The organism is Thermococcus gammatolerans EJ3 (assembly GCF_000022365.1).
In the GTDB taxonomy this organism is placed as follows: Archaea; Methanobacteriota_B; Thermococci; order Thermococcales; family Thermococcaceae; genus Thermococcus; species Thermococcus gammatolerans.
Map to the genome: position 1 here is coordinate 1,891,831 of NC_012804.1, position 13,210 is coordinate 1,905,040.

The 13,210-nt window shown below is 56.1% G+C and carries 25 protein-coding genes; all 25 read right to left on the bottom strand.

Features of this window, described 5'->3' with window-relative positions:
* Positions 1-8: 8 nt before the first annotated feature.
* From secY to TGAM_RS10170, 25 genes are read right to left on the bottom strand one after another with little or no spacing between them, the layout of a single operon-like run.
* A complete protein-coding gene (gene secY, locus TGAM_RS10050; RefSeq protein ID WP_015859585.1) occupies positions 9-1,394 on the bottom strand; it encodes a preprotein translocase subunit SecY in 1,386 nt (461 codons plus the stop codon).
* A gap of 41 nt (positions 1,395-1,435) precedes the next feature.
* The gene (locus tag TGAM_RS10055) at positions 1,436-1,882 is read right to left on the bottom strand and encodes an uL15m family ribosomal protein (protein ID WP_015859586.1); all 447 of its coding nucleotides are present in this window, start codon (positions 1,880-1,882) and stop codon (positions 1,436-1,438) included.
* Positions 1,883-1,893: 11 nt separating this feature from the next.
* Positions 1,894-2,361, bottom strand: coding sequence for a 50S ribosomal protein L30 (locus tag TGAM_RS10060; protein ID WP_015859587.1), 468 nt, complete (start codon positions 2,359-2,361; stop codon positions 1,894-1,896).
* Positions 2,362-2,372: 11 nt separating this feature from the next.
* On the bottom strand, positions 2,373-3,077 hold the full coding sequence (gene rpsE / locus TGAM_RS10065) for a 30S ribosomal protein S5 (RefSeq protein WP_015859588.1): 705 nt from the start codon (positions 3,075-3,077) through the stop codon (positions 2,373-2,375).
* Complete coding sequence (locus TGAM_RS10070) at positions 3,074-3,679, bottom strand: 50S ribosomal protein L18 (RefSeq protein WP_015859589.1); 606 nt, start codon at positions 3,677-3,679, stop codon at positions 3,074-3,076. The genes rpsE and TGAM_RS10070 overlap by 4 nt, the downstream gene beginning before the upstream one ends.
* Positions 3,680-3,689: 10 nt before the next feature.
* A complete protein-coding gene (locus TGAM_RS10075; RefSeq protein WP_015859590.1) occupies positions 3,690-4,142 on the bottom strand; it encodes a 50S ribosomal protein L19e in 453 nt (150 codons plus the stop codon).
* Positions 4,142-4,525: a 50S ribosomal protein L32e gene (locus TGAM_RS10080; protein ID WP_015859591.1), complete on the bottom strand. Its 384-nt coding sequence runs from the start codon at positions 4,523-4,525 to the stop codon at positions 4,142-4,144. Before TGAM_RS10080 ends, TGAM_RS10075 begins: the two co-directional genes overlap by 1 nt.
* 10 nt (positions 4,526-4,535) lie before the next feature.
* Positions 4,536-5,090, bottom strand: a complete 555-nt coding sequence (locus TGAM_RS10085) for a 50S ribosomal protein L6 (protein ID WP_015859592.1) — start codon at positions 5,088-5,090, stop codon at positions 4,536-4,538.
* 10 nt (positions 5,091-5,100) lie between these two features.
* Positions 5,101-5,493 (bottom strand): 30S ribosomal protein S8, encoded by a 393-nt coding sequence (locus tag TGAM_RS10090; RefSeq protein ID WP_015859593.1) that lies wholly within the window; start codon positions 5,491-5,493, stop codon positions 5,101-5,103.
* An 11-nt stretch (positions 5,494-5,504) separates the two neighbouring features.
* A complete protein-coding gene (locus tag TGAM_RS10095; RefSeq protein WP_011250478.1) occupies positions 5,505-5,675 on the bottom strand; it encodes a 30S ribosomal protein S14 in 171 nt (56 codons plus the stop codon).
* A gap of 1 nt (position 5,676) precedes the next feature.
* Positions 5,677-6,228 (bottom strand): 50S ribosomal protein L5, encoded by a 552-nt coding sequence (locus TGAM_RS10100; RefSeq protein WP_015859594.1) that lies wholly within the window; start codon positions 6,226-6,228, stop codon positions 5,677-5,679.
* Between the two features lie 11 nt (positions 6,229-6,239).
* Complete coding sequence (locus TGAM_RS10105; protein WP_015859595.1) at positions 6,240-6,971, bottom strand: 30S ribosomal protein S4e; 732 nt, start codon at positions 6,969-6,971, stop codon at positions 6,240-6,242.
* Complete coding sequence (rplX, locus tag TGAM_RS10110; RefSeq protein ID WP_015859596.1) at positions 6,971-7,336, bottom strand: 50S ribosomal protein L24; 366 nt, start codon at positions 7,334-7,336, stop codon at positions 6,971-6,973. The genes TGAM_RS10105 and rplX overlap by 1 nt, the downstream gene beginning before the upstream one ends.
* Positions 7,337-7,346: 10 nt before the next feature.
* On the bottom strand, positions 7,347-7,772 hold the full coding sequence (locus TGAM_RS10115; RefSeq protein WP_015859597.1) for a 50S ribosomal protein L14: 426 nt from the start codon (positions 7,770-7,772) through the stop codon (positions 7,347-7,349).
* Positions 7,773-7,775: 3 nt separating this feature from the next.
* Complete coding sequence (locus tag TGAM_RS10120) at positions 7,776-8,120, bottom strand: 30S ribosomal protein S17 (protein WP_015859598.1); 345 nt, start codon at positions 8,118-8,120, stop codon at positions 7,776-7,778.
* Complete coding sequence (locus TGAM_RS10125; protein WP_193777117.1) at positions 8,117-8,497, bottom strand: ribonuclease P protein component 1; 381 nt, start codon at positions 8,495-8,497, stop codon at positions 8,117-8,119. The genes TGAM_RS10120 and TGAM_RS10125 overlap by 4 nt, the downstream gene beginning before the upstream one ends.
* Positions 8,383-8,649, bottom strand: coding sequence for a stress response translation initiation inhibitor YciH (yciH, locus tag TGAM_RS10130; RefSeq protein WP_206205113.1), 267 nt, complete (start codon positions 8,647-8,649; stop codon positions 8,383-8,385). Before yciH ends, TGAM_RS10125 begins: the two co-directional genes overlap by 115 nt.
* A gap of 36 nt (positions 8,650-8,685) precedes the next feature.
* Entirely contained in the window at positions 8,686-8,886 is a 201-nt protein-coding gene (rpmC, locus tag TGAM_RS10135) for a 50S ribosomal protein L29 (RefSeq protein WP_015859601.1), read from the bottom strand.
* On the bottom strand, positions 8,873-9,502 hold the full coding sequence (rpsC, locus tag TGAM_RS10140; RefSeq protein WP_015859602.1) for a 30S ribosomal protein S3: 630 nt from the start codon (positions 9,500-9,502) through the stop codon (positions 8,873-8,875). The genes rpmC and rpsC overlap by 14 nt, the downstream gene beginning before the upstream one ends.
* A gap of 5 nt (positions 9,503-9,507) precedes the next feature.
* Positions 9,508-9,978 carry a 50S ribosomal protein L22 gene (gene rplV / locus TGAM_RS10145; protein WP_015859603.1) on the bottom strand — a complete coding sequence of 157 codons (471 nt, stop codon included), beginning with the start codon at positions 9,976-9,978 and terminating at the stop codon, positions 9,508-9,510.
* Positions 9,979-9,988: 10 nt separating this feature from the next.
* On the bottom strand, positions 9,989-10,390 hold the full coding sequence (locus TGAM_RS10150; protein ID WP_015859604.1) for a 30S ribosomal protein S19: 402 nt from the start codon (positions 10,388-10,390) through the stop codon (positions 9,989-9,991).
* A 2-nt stretch (positions 10,391-10,392) separates the two neighbouring features.
* The gene (locus TGAM_RS10155; protein ID WP_015859605.1) at positions 10,393-11,112 is read right to left on the bottom strand and encodes a 50S ribosomal protein L2; all 720 of its coding nucleotides are present in this window, start codon (positions 11,110-11,112) and stop codon (positions 10,393-10,395) included.
* A gap of 11 nt (positions 11,113-11,123) precedes the next feature.
* Positions 11,124-11,384, bottom strand: coding sequence for a 50S ribosomal protein L23 (locus TGAM_RS10160; protein ID WP_015859606.1), 261 nt, complete (start codon positions 11,382-11,384; stop codon positions 11,124-11,126).
* Between the two features lie 6 nt (positions 11,385-11,390).
* Positions 11,391-12,158 (bottom strand): 50S ribosomal protein L4, encoded by a 768-nt coding sequence (gene rpl4p / locus TGAM_RS10165; protein ID WP_015859607.1) that lies wholly within the window; start codon positions 12,156-12,158, stop codon positions 11,391-11,393.
* A gap of 10 nt (positions 12,159-12,168) precedes the next feature.
* A complete protein-coding gene (locus tag TGAM_RS10170; RefSeq protein ID WP_015859608.1) occupies positions 12,169-13,209 on the bottom strand; it encodes a 50S ribosomal protein L3 in 1,041 nt (346 codons plus the stop codon).
* Position 13,210 lies beyond the last annotated feature (1 nt).

Consider the following 13,210-nt stretch of genomic DNA (forward strand, 5'->3'; position numbering starts at 1 on the left):
AAAAACCTTCAGCGGCTCGCGAAGAACTTCCTCAAAGCCGGGAACATCTCCGTTGCCTGCTCCCTTGCTATCTCTTCGTAGAACCTGTAGAGTATGCCGACCGTCAGCAGTATTCCGGTTCCAGTACCCAGGGCACCAAGGAAGCTGGCCAGTACCGCAACTATTGCGAGGGTGAATGAGCCCCAGAACGTAACGTAGGGGATGTAGCGCTGGAGAACTCTCTCAAGGATTCTTGGGTCGCGCCTGAACCCGGGGATCTGGAGGCCGGCGCGCTGGAGCTGTCTTGCGATGCTCTTGGCGTCGAGTCCCGTCAGCTCAACCCAGAGGAATCCGAAGAGCACTGACCAGAATATCGTCTGAATCGCGTAGATGAGCGCGTGGCCCGGATGGTGAACCAGCTGGAATACATCGTACGGAGGAACCGTGTACTTGGCGAGGCCCGAGACGGGATAGCCGTTCTGGTTGAACGTGCCGAGGAAGGTGTAACCCCTGGAGGCAAGCAGTCTGGCCCAGAGCTGGATGTTGGAATAGAGCGCCATTGTCAGAATTATCGGGATGTTGCTGACGTACATGAACCTTATCGGATACCTACCGCGAACCGTAACTCGGCCGTAGCTGAGCGGAATCTCGACGCGCATGCTCTCCAGGTAGACGACGATCAGGAAGACGACTATGGTGGCCAGCAGTTTGGTAATGTCAGGCAATCCCGGCCTGTAAATGGCCCCGCTTATGTCCCCGTTTATGAGGTGCTGTATGAACGCAGGGATAGCACCGCTGAGCTCATTGGGATTCTGCGGAAGGGGCATCGGATTGAGGGACTTCACCATAACCTGCTGCGAGACGCCCGCGGCTATGAAGAGGCTGATACCGCTACCTATTCCCCACTTGCTGACGAGCTCGTCAAGCATTATGAGTATCGTTGAGCCGAGGCCGAGCTGAAGGATGAGCAGTATCGCTATCGCTACGGTTATGTCAACGCCGACCTTTCCGAAGGCACCTGCCAAGACGTAGATCGCCGCCTCGAAGAAGCTCATGAAGACTGAGAACAACCTTTGCAGGGCCTGGTAAAACCTCCTGTCCTCGGGATCGGAGAGATCGAGCCTTAATATCTCGGAACCGACGAGAAGCTGGAGTATGATACCGGCGGTGACTATGGGACCTATACCGAGAGTGAGGAGCGAACCGTTCCTACCGGCGAGCACAAAACGAAGGGTGGAGAAGTAATCAACTATTTGAGAGGGAAGGCCATACAGGGGGATTTCAGCGAGGATGTAATAGAGCAACAGAGCAACACCAGTCCACATGAACTTCTCCTTGAGGGGGACTCTCCTCTTGGGACGCTCTACCTCGGGAAACCACCTTTCGATGGCGTAGATCACATCGCGGACGCCCATTTTCAACACCTTGGTGTAGCTGTGTACAATGAGTAAAGAAATCAGGCGAGGACAACCTCGCCGCCTGCTTCCCTAATCTTCTCCTCGGCCTTGGGGGTAACGTAGTAGGCCTTGACGACGATGGCGCGGGTGAGCTTTCCTGTACCGAGAACCTTGTCAACGCCGAGCTGGGTGGCGTCGAAGACGAGCTTTCCTTCCTCCTCGTAGATGACGCCCATGTCCTTGAAGAGCTCGAAGTTCTCGTCGATGTCGCTCAGGTTGATGACCTTGGGGATGTACTGAACGGCCTTGGGCCTGTGGAAGCCGCGCTTGCCGAGGTGGTCGGGGGCGTACTTGATGGTCCAGGTGAACTTCTGGTCCTTCCTCTTACCTGTGCCCGCCATACCGCGGCCGCCCTTGCTTCCGCCGCCGCGGTGCTTCTTCTTGCACCCCCATCCGTGAGTGTGACTCCCGCGAAGCTTCCTAACCTTCTTTCTCCTCCTAATCATCTCTCGCCACCTCAGAGCATTCTCTCTATGAGCTCGTTAATCTTCTCGCCCCTGTAGCCGAGGGCACCGCCCTCCTTGAAGGAGCGCTTCTTGCTTCCCTTGAGGCCCCCCCTCGGCGGGTGGAGCCTGAAGACGGGCTTGATGTTTGGCAAATCCCTGAGCTTCATCTCGCCGTTGATGACCTTCTCGGCGAACTCCTCAATAGTCATTCCGAGCTTCTCCTTGACGTACTCATCGGTAATCGGCTTGTTGCCGACGAGCCTGCCCCTCTTCCTGAGGAGCTTAACGAGGGTCTCCTTGTCAATCTCGCCCCAGGTGATGTAGTCCTTGACCTTCTGTATCATTCCGCGGTAGCTCGGGGTGTCGTCCACTATGACGAGGTGGTTAATCCTGTGAAGGCGAAGCATGGCGAGGGTGTCCCTAACCTCGCCCCTCGCCCTAATCCCGCTCCTAAGCCTTATGAGTGCAAGCTTTGCCATCTTCTCTCACCTCACAGCTCGAAGCTCTGGGGCATCGCCCTGCCAACGACGATACCATACTTCTCCTCCATACCGGGCTGTATGGCGACGCGGTTGGTGTTGTAGAGGGCGTTGAAAACTGCCTTGGCGAAGTTGACGGTGGTTCTCGTCTCACCGAGGGTCTGGGACCAGACGTCCTGGACACCAGCGAGGCTGAGTATCTTCTTGCCGACGTCACCGATGACCAGTCCAAGACCGCGCGGTCCGGGCATGAGCTTGACGCGGACGCTTCCCTCCTTGCCCTCGACGGCGAACGGGATTGAGTGGGGCCTCCTGCACCTGCACTCCCAAGAGCCACAGCCGCGCTTGATTTCGATGATGTTCATCTTGGCGTAGCTGATGGCCTTCCTGATGGCTATGCCAACTTCCCTTCCGTGGCCGATTCCGAGGCCGACGTAGCCGTCCCTGTTGCCCACAGCCGCCAAAACGCGGAAGCGAATCCTCCTACCGCTGTCGGTCATCCTGACGGTGAGAGCTATGTCAAGCACTTCCTGGTTCTCTCTCAGGTTGACCTCGGGAAGGAGAACGTCAACTATCTCGGGCTCCTTTATCTGGTAGCCCTTCCTGAATATCTCGTGAATGTCAGTTATCTGACCCTCCTTAACGAGCCTGCCGAGCTTGGTCCTCGGCTCCCACTCCTCAAGAACCCTCTGGGCAATCTCTCTCGGGTCGCTCATTCTCTCGCCCCCTCAAACTTCTCGATTATCTTGGCCTTAACCTCTTCAAAGTGCTCGGGGAGCTTCTCGGGCTCAAGGCCCTTGACGAGGTAGCCACCAAACTGCTTCCTATAGAGGGTCTCGTCCTCCTGCTTGAGGGCCTTGGCGTACTCAGCAACGTGCTCGCCCCTTATCCTGTAGTCCTCTGGGAATATCTCCTCGCTGTGCGGGACGTTCAAGCCTGCATCAACGGCTCCCTTGAGGACGGCGAAGACCGAGCTTCCCCTGGTCGGCGGGTGAAGGCCTATGTCAAGGATTGCCTCCTCAATGCCGGCTTTCTTCGCCTTGTAACCGATGAGCAGTCCGAGGAGGTAGGCGCTCGGGGTGTTTCCGGTGTGGCCCTTCCAGCCGAAGTCCCTGATGAGCTCCCTGGTGTGGGCGGAAACTATAGTCCTGTCCCCCTTCGGGTTGTAGACTATAATCTGAGCTATGTGGTGGTTGAGGCTCTTCCTCACGACGAGCCTCGGCTTCTTGCTCTTGAGGAGCTTGAGCCTCTTGTGATAGTTGGTCTTACCCTCTCTCCTCCTCCTAAATGGAACCCTATACCTTGGTCCTCTCGCCATTTATCTCACCTCACTCCTTCAAGATGCCGTGCTCCTGCATGAACAGGTAGAGCTGCCTCTTGTTCTTGAACTGGCCGCCCTTGGCCCTGATGTAGAGCCTCCTGTAGGTGTGGGCGTCGAGCTTGCCCTCGGCCTTGAGCTTCCTAAGTTCTTTCCTGAGGGCCCTTATGGTCATCATCCAGCGCTCCTTCTTGCCCATTCTTGCCGTCTTCTTACCCTTCCTGCTTCCGGGGCCCCTGTGGCGTCCCTTCTTCCTCGCCTCGTGGAAGGCCCTCGCGCGGGCCCTGCTCTGGCCCTTGATGGGCTTCTTCTTTATGACACCGTCGTGGATGAGCCTCTTTATGTCCTCACGGGTTATCGCGGCGGCAACATCGTCAATCCTCTCGGGGTCAATCCAGACCCTGTTTTCACCGCACTTCAAAATCTCAGCGGCAATCCTTCTCTGCATCTTAAGCATGAGCATCACCTCGCGTTGAGGACCTTAATCCCGAGCTCCTTTGCCCTCGCGATTATTGCCTCTCTCTTCCTCGCGCCGACGGTTCTGGCTATCCTCGCGGCCTGCCTGGTCGGGTCTATTGCCTCAAGCTCCTTCACGTTGTGAACGAGGACTTCCTCGTAGCCACTCGGGTGAAGCCCGCGAACAGCTCTGGGTGAGCTCCAGCCTATGCTGGGTGAGCGGGGCTTGCCCTTCTTCTTGAGCCTCATCTTGCTGTCAATTCCCTTCGGCCTTCTCCACTTGGGGTCGTTCTTGAACTTGGGGAACCTCCACCACTCCTGACGGAGGAACTTGGGCTTCTTCCTCTTGAGCCTGGCCCTCACCCTAAGGAGTCTCGCCTTCTCGTCCATTTCTCACACCTCAGAACTTTATCGGCTTGCCAGCCTTCTCAACTATGTAAATACCATCCTGGAAGACACGCCTGTCCCATTTCGTTATCCTCGTGGCCTGCTCGATGTTGGCCGCGGTCTGGCCAACTTTTTCCTTGTCTATGCCCTCAACGGTTATCTCCTGACCGCGAACCTTGACGGTGACGCCCGGAAGGATCTTGGCCCTCCTCGGGTTCTTCTCACCGAGGAAGTTCTCAATTATGACTTCGTCGCCCTGGACCTTGACGGTAACCGGGAAGTGGCTGTAAACGACCTTGAGCTTGTAGGTGAAGCCCTCGGTTACGCCCTTAATCATGTTGTTTATGTGGGCCTTGAAGGTCCTCGCGATGGCGATGTCCTTCTTCCTCGGGAACTCCTTGTATACCACGACCTTTCCGTCCTCTGTGAATATCTTAACGCCCGGGTATTTGAGCTCCCTCTCAAGTTCTCCCTTGGGGCCCTTGACCTTGACAACGTTGTTCTCAACGGTGACCTCGACTCCCTCTGGAATCTCAACCTCTTCCCTTACCCACGCGTCTATCGGCATCGCTCTCACCTCAGTAGACGTAGGCTATCAGCCTTCCGCCGATGCCCTTCTCACGGGCCTCCTTGTGGGTCATAACGCCCTGGGAGGTGGACACTATGAGGATTCCGAACTCGAACGCTGGAAGGAACCTCTTCTCCCAGTACTCGTAGTTCTTTGCCTTAACAGGGAAGCGGGGCTTAATCGCGCCGGCCTTGTTTATCTTGCCGATGAGCTGAACCCTGTAGATGCCGGCCCTCCCGTCGTCTATGAACTCGAACTCGCCGATGTAGCCGTTCTCCTGCATAACTCTCAGCACTTCGCCGATGAGCTTCGAGGCGGGCTTTATGTAGACCTCCTTCTTCCCTACCCTCTCGCTGTTGGTTATATGGGATAGAGCGTTCGCAAGCGGGTCAAGCAGAGTCATTTCATCTCACCTCACTCATACTTCTTGAAGCCGAGTTTTGGGGCGACCTCGCGGAAGCAGTGTCTGCACAGCATAAGGCCGTGTATTCTGATTATCGGCCCGTACTGGCCGCAGCGCATGCACCTTCTCGCTCCCTTACCAAACTTCCTCGGCTTCCTCTTGTTGTAATCAGCCTTCGCCATCTCACAATCCCTCCACGTTGACCTTGAACTCCTCAATAGCGAAGACTATACCCTCTTCCTTCGTCAGCTTGTGCCTGGTCGGTATCTTCCTCCTCTGCCTCTTCCTCTTGGCGACCCTAAAACCGGGCCTCTCAAGGGTGACGCAGACATCCATACCGAAGATACCTATCTCGGGGTCGTACTCGACGCCCGGTATGTTGATGTGCTCCTGGATTCCAAAGCAGAAGTTCCCGTGCTCGTCGAAGTTGCCGACGCTGAGCTTCCTGTCAACGGCCTCAAGGAGCCTGTCAAGCATCTCGTAGGCCTTCTTTCCACGGAGGGTGACCTTAACCGCTATCGGCTCACCACGCCTTATTCCGAAGTCTCTGTTGGTCTGCTTCGCGCGCCTCCTTATCGGCTTCTGGCCGACGAGCTGTTCAAGCATCTTCTCGGCCTTGGTCAAGCGCTCACCGCTTTCACCGACACCGATGTTTATGGTAAGCTTAGCTATCCTCGGTCTCCTCATCGGGTGAGCTTCCCAGTCTGCAAGGATGGCCTCTCTGTTGATCTGCATCTCATCTCACCTCACGGAAGGGAAATCTCCGGCTTTTCCTTACCAACGACGAAGGCGTACTCCTTCAGGGTGTCGAATTTCTCTCCACTCTCGTCCTCAATCGTGACGACGTCGGGCCAGCCCATCGGGAAGTGCCTGACCTCCACGATCCTACCCTTCCTGGCAACGTTCTTACCCTGGGTGACGAAGACGTAGGCGCCGACCTCGAACGGTATGACCTCAATGATCTCCCTCTCCGGAACCTTCATGATTATCGTGTACGATGTCCTGAAGCTGTCCTTCTCAGCAAGGCTGACTAAGTGGTTGCTCCCGTCGTGAAGGTTGAGCTGAACCCTAGCGCCCTTAACCATCCTCTTGTTGTTGATCCTGAAGGGCTTGAGCTTTGCCTCCTCCTCGCTTATCGGATGGAGGATGAGCTTGCCAATCCTGTTTGGTAGGACCCTGTAGTGCTCGCCGGTCTCGGGAATCGAGACGACGTCCATGATTCCGACCGGGAACTTGTAGTCCTTCCTAACGCGACCATCAACGAGGATCTTACCCTCGTTGAGTATCTTCCTTGCCTCCCTCGCAGTCTTAGCGTAGCCGAGGTAGTCCCTAACGATGTAGATCAGGGGAATCGAGGTCTGCATGCTGTGGGGACCCGGCCTCGGCCTAACGGCCCACTTGTATTCCTTCCTGTGGATATACCATGAAGTCGGAGCGGCAAGTCTCTTAAGGTGCCTCTTCGCGCCTTTTCTCGCCATCAGGCAGCCCTCCTCTCAATTATTTTCTTCCTCTCTTCGTCCTCAAGGTTGAGCTCGATTATCATAACGTTCGACGGGTGGAGCGGGTAGAAGACCTCGGTCCCGTCGGTCTTGGTCATGGTGACACCTTCAACGTGAATCCTGTAACGCTTGAGGTCAACCTCGAGCACTTTGCCCTCCTTACCCTTGAAGTCACCGCGCATTACCCTTACTTTGTCGCCTTCCCTAATCGGCAGGTTTCTCACACCATACTTCTCGCGGAGCTCCTTGCTGAGTGGAGCCGCCATTATCTTCTGCCTAAGGTGAAGGGGAGCGTTGTAGAGGAACTTCCTCTGCTTTCTCGGCTGCTTCATGTCAAGCTTCATAACTCTCACCTCACAAAACTATGCTCGCTATGCTGCCGAGCCTAACCCACCTCTCGGCGGCTTCCCTGGCTATTGCACCCCTGATTTCGGTTCCCCTCGGAACGCCTTCGGGAGTGACTATAGCTGCCGCGTTGTCCTCGAACTTGACGCGCATGCCGTCGAGCCTTCTGTACTCCTTCCTCTGCCTGACGATGACGGCCCTAACGACCTGGTGCCTTATGTCGGGCCTTCCTTTCTTGACGGTGGCAACGACCATGTCGCCGACTCCAGCGCTGGCAAGCCTCCTCCTGGTTCCCTTGTAGCCAACGACACCGATTATCTGAATGACCTTTGCACCGCTGTTGTCGGCAACCTTGAGGTAAGCCCCAACCGGAAGAGCGCGAGTTGGCCTGACGGGGCTAACTCCCCTGGTCGCACCAGCACCCTTCTTGGCCATACTTCACACCTCCTCCATTCTCTCGGCCCTCTCAAGGACTGCAACGACGACGAAGCTCTTAGTCTTGCTTATCGGCCTGGTCTCGGCTATGAGGACCTTGTCGCCAGTTTTTGCGTTGATGCACTCTGGGTTGTGGGCATGGACTTTGCTCCTTCTGAGCTCGTAACGCTCGTATTTCTTGAGGTACTTGTAGTGTCTCCTCTCGACGACGACCGTCTTCTTACCCTTGTCGCTGACGACTATTCCCTCGAAGTATCTCCCGTGTATCTTGAGGTTCCCGTGCCAGGGGCACTTGGGATCGTTACACACCTCAGCGGGAGGCTGAACCCTCAATCCAATCTCTCTCATTTCCGCCACCTCTTCTTCAACCTCATCTCAGGTCTTCCCACCAAGTTCCTTCCATCGACTCTAATCTTTTCGCCGGCGGCCGTTTCAAACTCGATCTCGACCACGTCCTTAGGAACGGTCCAGACCCTATCACCAACTATTGTGAGAGTGTTACGGGTTTCATCAAGGACGTAGCCCTCGATGCCGACCAGCTCTGGATGAGATGCCCTTATAATTCTTGCCTTTAGCCCTATGAGCTCGTGCCAGACTATGTTTTTCCGCGTCACTCGACCTCTATGAGCTCCTCTGAAAATCCAAGGTCTGCGAGCAACTTCTTGATACGGTCCCTGTGGTCGCCCTGGAGCTCTATCCTTCCCTTCTTTACGGTTCCGCCACATGCCAGCTTCGCCTTCAGCTTCTTTGCTATGTCTTCGAGGTCGAACTCCTTCTCGTCTATGCCCTCGATTATGGTCTTAAGCTTTCCGTAGCGGGCCCTCTCGATGTAGACCCTAATCCTCTGCTGCTCCTTCAGGACCTCCTTAAAGAGCATCTCATCCAGAGGGTTCACAATCCTCGGCACCTAACCTCACCTTTTCTCCCTAAGCTTCTCCTTCTTTATGGTAAGCAGGCGCGCGATGTCGCGCCTGAGGTTCCTTATTACCATGGGGTTCTCGGTTGAGGTCCCCATGGTGAGCATACCCCTCTCCTTGGCGAGCTCGAGGCGGAGCTGCCTTATCTTCTCGTCTATCTCCTCGATGCTCATCTCCCTAATCTCACTGGGCTTCATTGCCGCTCACCTCTTCCTCGACTATCTCCTTGACCTCAATCTCATCGGGCAACCTCGCGTCGGGCGGCATGATGGCAACCTTAACGCCGATGACGCCGAGCTTGAGCAACGCCTGAGCATAGCCTTTGCTGACAAGGGTCTCGGCCGGGTTTCCGACCTTGGCGAGGTAGCCCTGATAAAACCTGACGCTTTTAGCTCTTTCACCGGTGAGCTTTCCGCTGAGCCTAATCTCAACGCCCCTCGCTCCGTTCCTCATGATGGCCCTGATTGCGGAGTAAGCGGCCCTCCTGAAGTGTATGCCTCTCTCAAGGGCCTGGGCGAGCCTTACCGCCTGAACCTTGGCGTTGAGGTAGGGGTTCTTGATTTCCTCGACCTCAATCTGCGGGTTCTCAAGGCCGAACTGCCTCTCAAGGATTCTGGTGAGCTCCCTTATCCTTCTTCCGCCCCTGCCTATGACGTAGCCAGGGCTGGCGGCGAAAATTATGACCTTGGTTCCAAGGGGAGTCTTCTTGATGTCTATTCCACCGTAGCCCGCCCTGCGAAGCTCCTTCTCAAGGTATTCGTCGATGAGCATCTCTTTAACGCCTTCCTTGATGAAGTACCTCTCGATGGCCAAAGGTCTCACCTCCTAATCTCCTCGACGACTATCTCAATGTGGGTGGTCTGCTCGTTGAACGGGGTGGCCCTTCCGAAGGCCCTCGGGATGTAGCCCCTGAGGACGGGCCCCCTGTGGGCAGCGGCGTGGATTATTTTGAGTCTGTCGACGTCAAGACCCTTCTGCTCGGCGTTGTTCCTGGCGTTGAGGAGTATTTTCTTGACGGCCTTGGCGACCTTGACGGGGTAGCGGCCCGGACCGAAGCCCTTACCCGGCTTGTGGCCCTGGCTGTCGTTGAAGCGCCTCATCGGAACCGGTCTCTTCTTGGCGATGACATCGTCGAGGTACTTGAGGGCGTCGTTGAGCATCATGCCCCTTATTTCCCTGAGGAGCTCGACGCTGTGCTTGGGTGAAATCCTGAGGTCCCTTCCGCTCGCGCGAGCCATTCTCTCGGGGTCAAAATTTTGGAATGAGTAGGAAAACCTGCCCCTGCTCATCTAAACCACCTCACTTGACGGCCACGAACATCGAAGACCTTGTCGCACCGACACCAGGTGAGCCGTGCTGGACGATCTTCCTCGTGAGGGCGAACTCACCGAGGTAGTGGCCGATCATCTCGGGCTTTATCTCTATTGGAACGAACTCCTTTCCGTTGTGGACATGAATAGTAATACCGACCATCTCAGGGAGGACTATCATGTCCCTGCTGTGAGTCCTTATTGGCTTGTTGTACTTGCCCTTCTTAGCCAAGCGAATCTTCCTGAGGAGCTTCTTCTGCTCCGGGGAAAGGCCGCGCTTGAGGCTCCTCCTCTGCCTAGCCGGGAGGAGCTTGGCAAACTCCTCGAGGGACATATTGAGCAGTTCATCGAGAGTATAACCCCTGTACCTAAACTCCTTCTTTCTCGCCATCTTCACTTCCTCCTACCAGTTCTTCTCGCGGCTATGTGGCCAACCTTCCTTCCGGGCGGAGCGCGCCTCGAAACGGTCGAAGGCCTGCCGATGTGGTGCTCCTTACCACCGTGCGGGTGGTTGACCGCGTTCATCTTGACACCCCTCGGCTTCGGCCAGAACCTGTTGCGAGCTTTGGCGATGTAATAGGCCTTACCCGCCTTGACTATGGGCTTCTCAAGCCTTCCACCGCCAGCGACGACACCGATGGTAGCCCTGCACTCGGGCTTGAACTGCTTGAGTTCACCGCTTGGAAGCTGGACGATGACCTTGTCCCTCTCCCTGCTGACGACGAGGGCGTAAGTTCCTCCAGCGCGGACGTACTTTCCACCGTCGCCCGGAACGCCTTCGATGTTGTAGACGTAGGTTCCCTCCGGTATCTTTGCCAGCGGAAGGGTGTTGCCAATCGCTATAGGAGCCTCGGGCCCAATGTAGATCTCCTGACCGACGAGGACTCCCTCCGGAGCGAGGATGAGCTTCTTAGTTCCGTCCTCGAACTTAACGCGGGCGACGGGGGCGGTCCTTCCCGGGTCGTGAAGTATCTCCTCAACGACTCCCCTGAGGGTCTTCTCCTTCACGATGTTGAGAGGAACGTACTTAACGGCGCCCCTGTACCTGTGGGAAGGAGCTCGGAAGGTCGTGGTTCCCTTACCCCTCCTCTGCTGTATGAGACTCTTTCCCATCTCACATCACCTCAGAACAATCCCAACCTTGCGGCTATTTCGCTCGCGTTATATTCTGGCCTGAGCTTGACGTAGGCCTTCTTCTCCCCCTTCATAGTTATGAGGGTGTTGACCTTCTCGACCTTGACGTTGAACATCTCTTCCACGGCCCTCTTGATGTCCTGCTTGGTGGCTTTCCTGTCCACTATGAAGGTGAGCTTGTTCTCCTTCTCGATGAGCGAAACGGCCTTTTCGGTAACGAGCGGCCTTATGATAACCTTATAGGGGTCCATATCTCATCACCCGTAGATCTCCTTAAGCCTCTCTATAGCTCCCTTCGTCCAGATCGTGAGCCTTCCGGGGTGGGTTCCGGGCGCTAGGAGTTCAACGCCGAGGTTGTCAACGGTAACGACGTCCACTCCTGGGTGGTTTCTCGCCCCCTGGACTATTCCCTCGTTCTTGGCAACGACGATGAGCGGGCCCTTGGCCTTCTTGTAGCGCCTCCCACGCATCTTCCCCTTGCCTGCCCTTATCTTGGTGTTCCTCTTGGCCCTCTCAATGTCGTCCCATATTCCAAGCTTCTTGAATATCTCCCTGGTCTGGGCGGTCTTGAAGACCTTCTGGAGGTCGTCAACAACCACTAACGGAAAGGCCGGAACGTTGTCAACCACGTGACCCCTCGCCCTGACGAGGTCTGGGTTGGCGGTGGCAGCGATGGCGCTCATTATAGCCAATCTGCGCTCCTTCTTGTTGATGTCTTCCCAGATTATCTTCTCGACCTTCGGCGGGTGGGTTCTCCTTCCACCCCTCGCGAACGGGACGAAGGCGGCAAACCTCGGCGGGGTCTTTATCCTCTCGACCCTCGCCATGCCGTGACCCTTACCGATGTTTTCGGTAACGCGTCTCTTTCCAGCGAGCGGGTCCCTTCCCTGGGGCTGTATCCTGTGGGTCCAGGAAGCAATGACAGCTCTCCTGATGAGGTCGGGCCTGAAGGGAGTGCTGAACACCTTCGGGAGCTCTATCTCCTCAACGGGCTCGCCTTCGAGGTTGAAGACCTTAACCTTCATTTATCTCACCTCACTGCTTGGACTCCCTACTGACGTAGGTTATCTGGGGCCTCTCAACGGGCGGCTTCTTCTTGGGCGGCTTTATGGCGGGCCTAACGCGGATTATCCTCTTGAACGAACCCGGAACGCTGCCCTCAATCATGAGGAAGTCGCTCCTAATGATTCCGTAGTGCGGGAAGCCACCCTTCGGGGTTATGTCAATCTCGTTACCATTGAGCACGAGCTTTCCATTCTCGCCTATGGCGATGAGTCTCTTGTTGAACTCGGTCCTGTGGTGGAAGCCCATCTGACCGGCCTGCGGAACGGTCCACATGACCCTTGCGGGATGCCAGGGACCTAGGTTACCGATGTGCCTGCCCTTGCCAGCGCGCTGGGCCTTGTGGAACTGGACCTTAACACCCCAGCGCTTGACCGGGCCCTGTGTTCCTTTACCCTTGGTGACCGCTATGACGTCGAGGAGCTCACCCTCGTGAAGAACTTCGCTCGCTCTAATCTCCTTGCCTATCCTCTCCTTGGCGTACTCGAACTTGGCCTTAACGTCGTCGCCACCGATGGCGTACTCCATGACTTCGGGCTTCTTCTTGAGCTTGATGAGCCAGGGCTGGGTGTGGACGAGAAGCCTGACGTCGACGATCTCGCCGTCGTTGACGAGGTCCTCAAGCTGACCGAGCTTGGCCTTGAAGTCCTCTTCGCCGTAGTTCTTCGGCAGGGTCTTTATGCGCCTCTTGACGTTGTCGTTGAGCTCGTGGAACCAGACCTCGGTGGCGGTCTCAAGGCCGAGGTAGCCCTGTTTGTAGGCCCTTATTCCGTAAACGAAGAGAGGTGGAACCTCCACTATGGTCACGGGCACGAATATCTCCTTGCCCTTGGTGAGCCCGGGGCTGTCGTCTATCATAAGGATGTGGGTCATCCCGGCCTTGTAACCAGCAAAGCCCAGCATCCTGACTTCACTGTCCTTTGGCCACTTTTTGATTCTCGGGACTACACTCCTAGCCCTTTTTCTCGGGCTGAAGGCGAGTGAACCTCTCCTTGGTCTGTGAACCTTTCCCATC

Bases quoted from the DNA above. Each gene is read 5' to 3' on its own strand.
- secY (WP_015859585.1), bottom strand. From the start codon at position 1,394: ATGGGCGTCCGCGATGTGATCTACGCCATCGAAAGGTGGTTTCCCGAG.
- TGAM_RS10055 (WP_015859586.1), bottom strand. From the start codon at position 1,882: ATGATTAGGAGGAGAAAGAAGGTTAGGAAGCTTCGCGGGAGTCACACT.
- TGAM_RS10060 (WP_015859587.1), bottom strand. From the start codon at position 2,361: ATGGCAAAGCTTGCACTCATAAGGCTTAGGAGCGGGATTAGGGCGAGG.
- rpsE (WP_015859588.1), bottom strand. From the start codon at position 3,077: ATGAGCGACCCGAGAGAGATTGCCCAGAGGGTTCTTGAGGAGTGGGAG.
- TGAM_RS10070 (WP_015859589.1), bottom strand. From the start codon at position 3,679: ATGGCGAGAGGACCAAGGTATAGGGTTCCATTTAGGAGGAGGAGAGAG.
- TGAM_RS10075 (WP_015859590.1), bottom strand. From the start codon at position 4,142: ATGCTCATGCTTAAGATGCAGAGAAGGATTGCCGCTGAGATTTTGAAG.
- TGAM_RS10080 (WP_015859591.1), bottom strand. From the start codon at position 4,525: ATGGACGAGAAGGCGAGACTCCTTAGGGTGAGGGCCAGGCTCAAGAGG.
- TGAM_RS10085 (WP_015859592.1), bottom strand. From the start codon at position 5,090: ATGCCGATAGACGCGTGGGTAAGGGAAGAGGTTGAGATTCCAGAGGGA.
- TGAM_RS10090 (WP_015859593.1), bottom strand. From the start codon at position 5,493: ATGACTCTGCTTGACCCGCTTGCGAACGCTCTATCCCATATAACCAAC.
- TGAM_RS10095 (WP_011250478.1), bottom strand. From the start codon at position 5,675: ATGGCGAAGGCTGATTACAACAAGAGGAAGCCGAGGAAGTTTGGTAAG.
- TGAM_RS10100 (WP_015859594.1), bottom strand. From the start codon at position 6,228: ATGCAGATCAACAGAGAGGCCATCCTTGCAGACTGGGAAGCTCACCCG.
- TGAM_RS10105 (WP_015859595.1), bottom strand. From the start codon at position 6,971: ATGGCGAGAAAAGGCGCGAAGAGGCACCTTAAGAGACTTGCCGCTCCG.
- rplX (WP_015859596.1), bottom strand. From the start codon at position 7,336: ATGAAGCTTGACATGAAGCAGCCGAGAAAGCAGAGGAAGTTCCTCTAC.
- TGAM_RS10115 (WP_015859597.1), bottom strand. From the start codon at position 7,772: ATGGCCAAGAAGGGTGCTGGTGCGACCAGGGGAGTTAGCCCCGTCAGG.
- TGAM_RS10120 (WP_015859598.1), bottom strand. From the start codon at position 8,120: ATGAGAGAGATTGGATTGAGGGTTCAGCCTCCCGCTGAGGTGTGTAAC.
- TGAM_RS10125 (WP_193777117.1), bottom strand. From the start codon at position 8,497: ATGTGGCGGAACCGTAAAGAAGGGAAGGATAGAGCTCCAGGGCGACCA.
- yciH (WP_206205113.1), bottom strand. From the start codon at position 8,649: ATGCTCTTTAAGGAGGTCCTGAAGGAGCAGCAGAGGATTAGGGTCTAC.
- rpmC (WP_015859601.1), bottom strand. From the start codon at position 8,886: ATGAAGCCCAGTGAGATTAGGGAGATGAGCATCGAGGAGATAGACGAG.
- rplV (WP_015859603.1), bottom strand. From the start codon at position 9,978: ATGAGCAGGGGCAGGTTTTCCTACTCATTCCAAAATTTTGACCCCGAG.
- TGAM_RS10150 (WP_015859604.1), bottom strand. From the start codon at position 10,390: ATGGCGAGAAAGAAGGAGTTTAGGTACAGGGGTTATACTCTCGATGAA.
- TGAM_RS10155 (WP_015859605.1), bottom strand. From the start codon at position 11,112: ATGGGAAAGAGTCTCATACAGCAGAGGAGGGGTAAGGGAACCACGACC.
- TGAM_RS10160 (WP_015859606.1), bottom strand. From the start codon at position 11,384: ATGGACCCCTATAAGGTTATCATAAGGCCGCTCGTTACCGAAAAGGCC.
- rpl4p (WP_015859607.1), bottom strand. From the start codon at position 12,158: ATGAAGGTTAAGGTCTTCAACCTCGAAGGCGAGCCCGTTGAGGAGATA.
- TGAM_RS10170 (WP_015859608.1), bottom strand. From the start codon at position 13,209: ATGGGAAAGGTTCACAGACCAAGGAGAGGTTCACTCGCCTTCAGCCCG.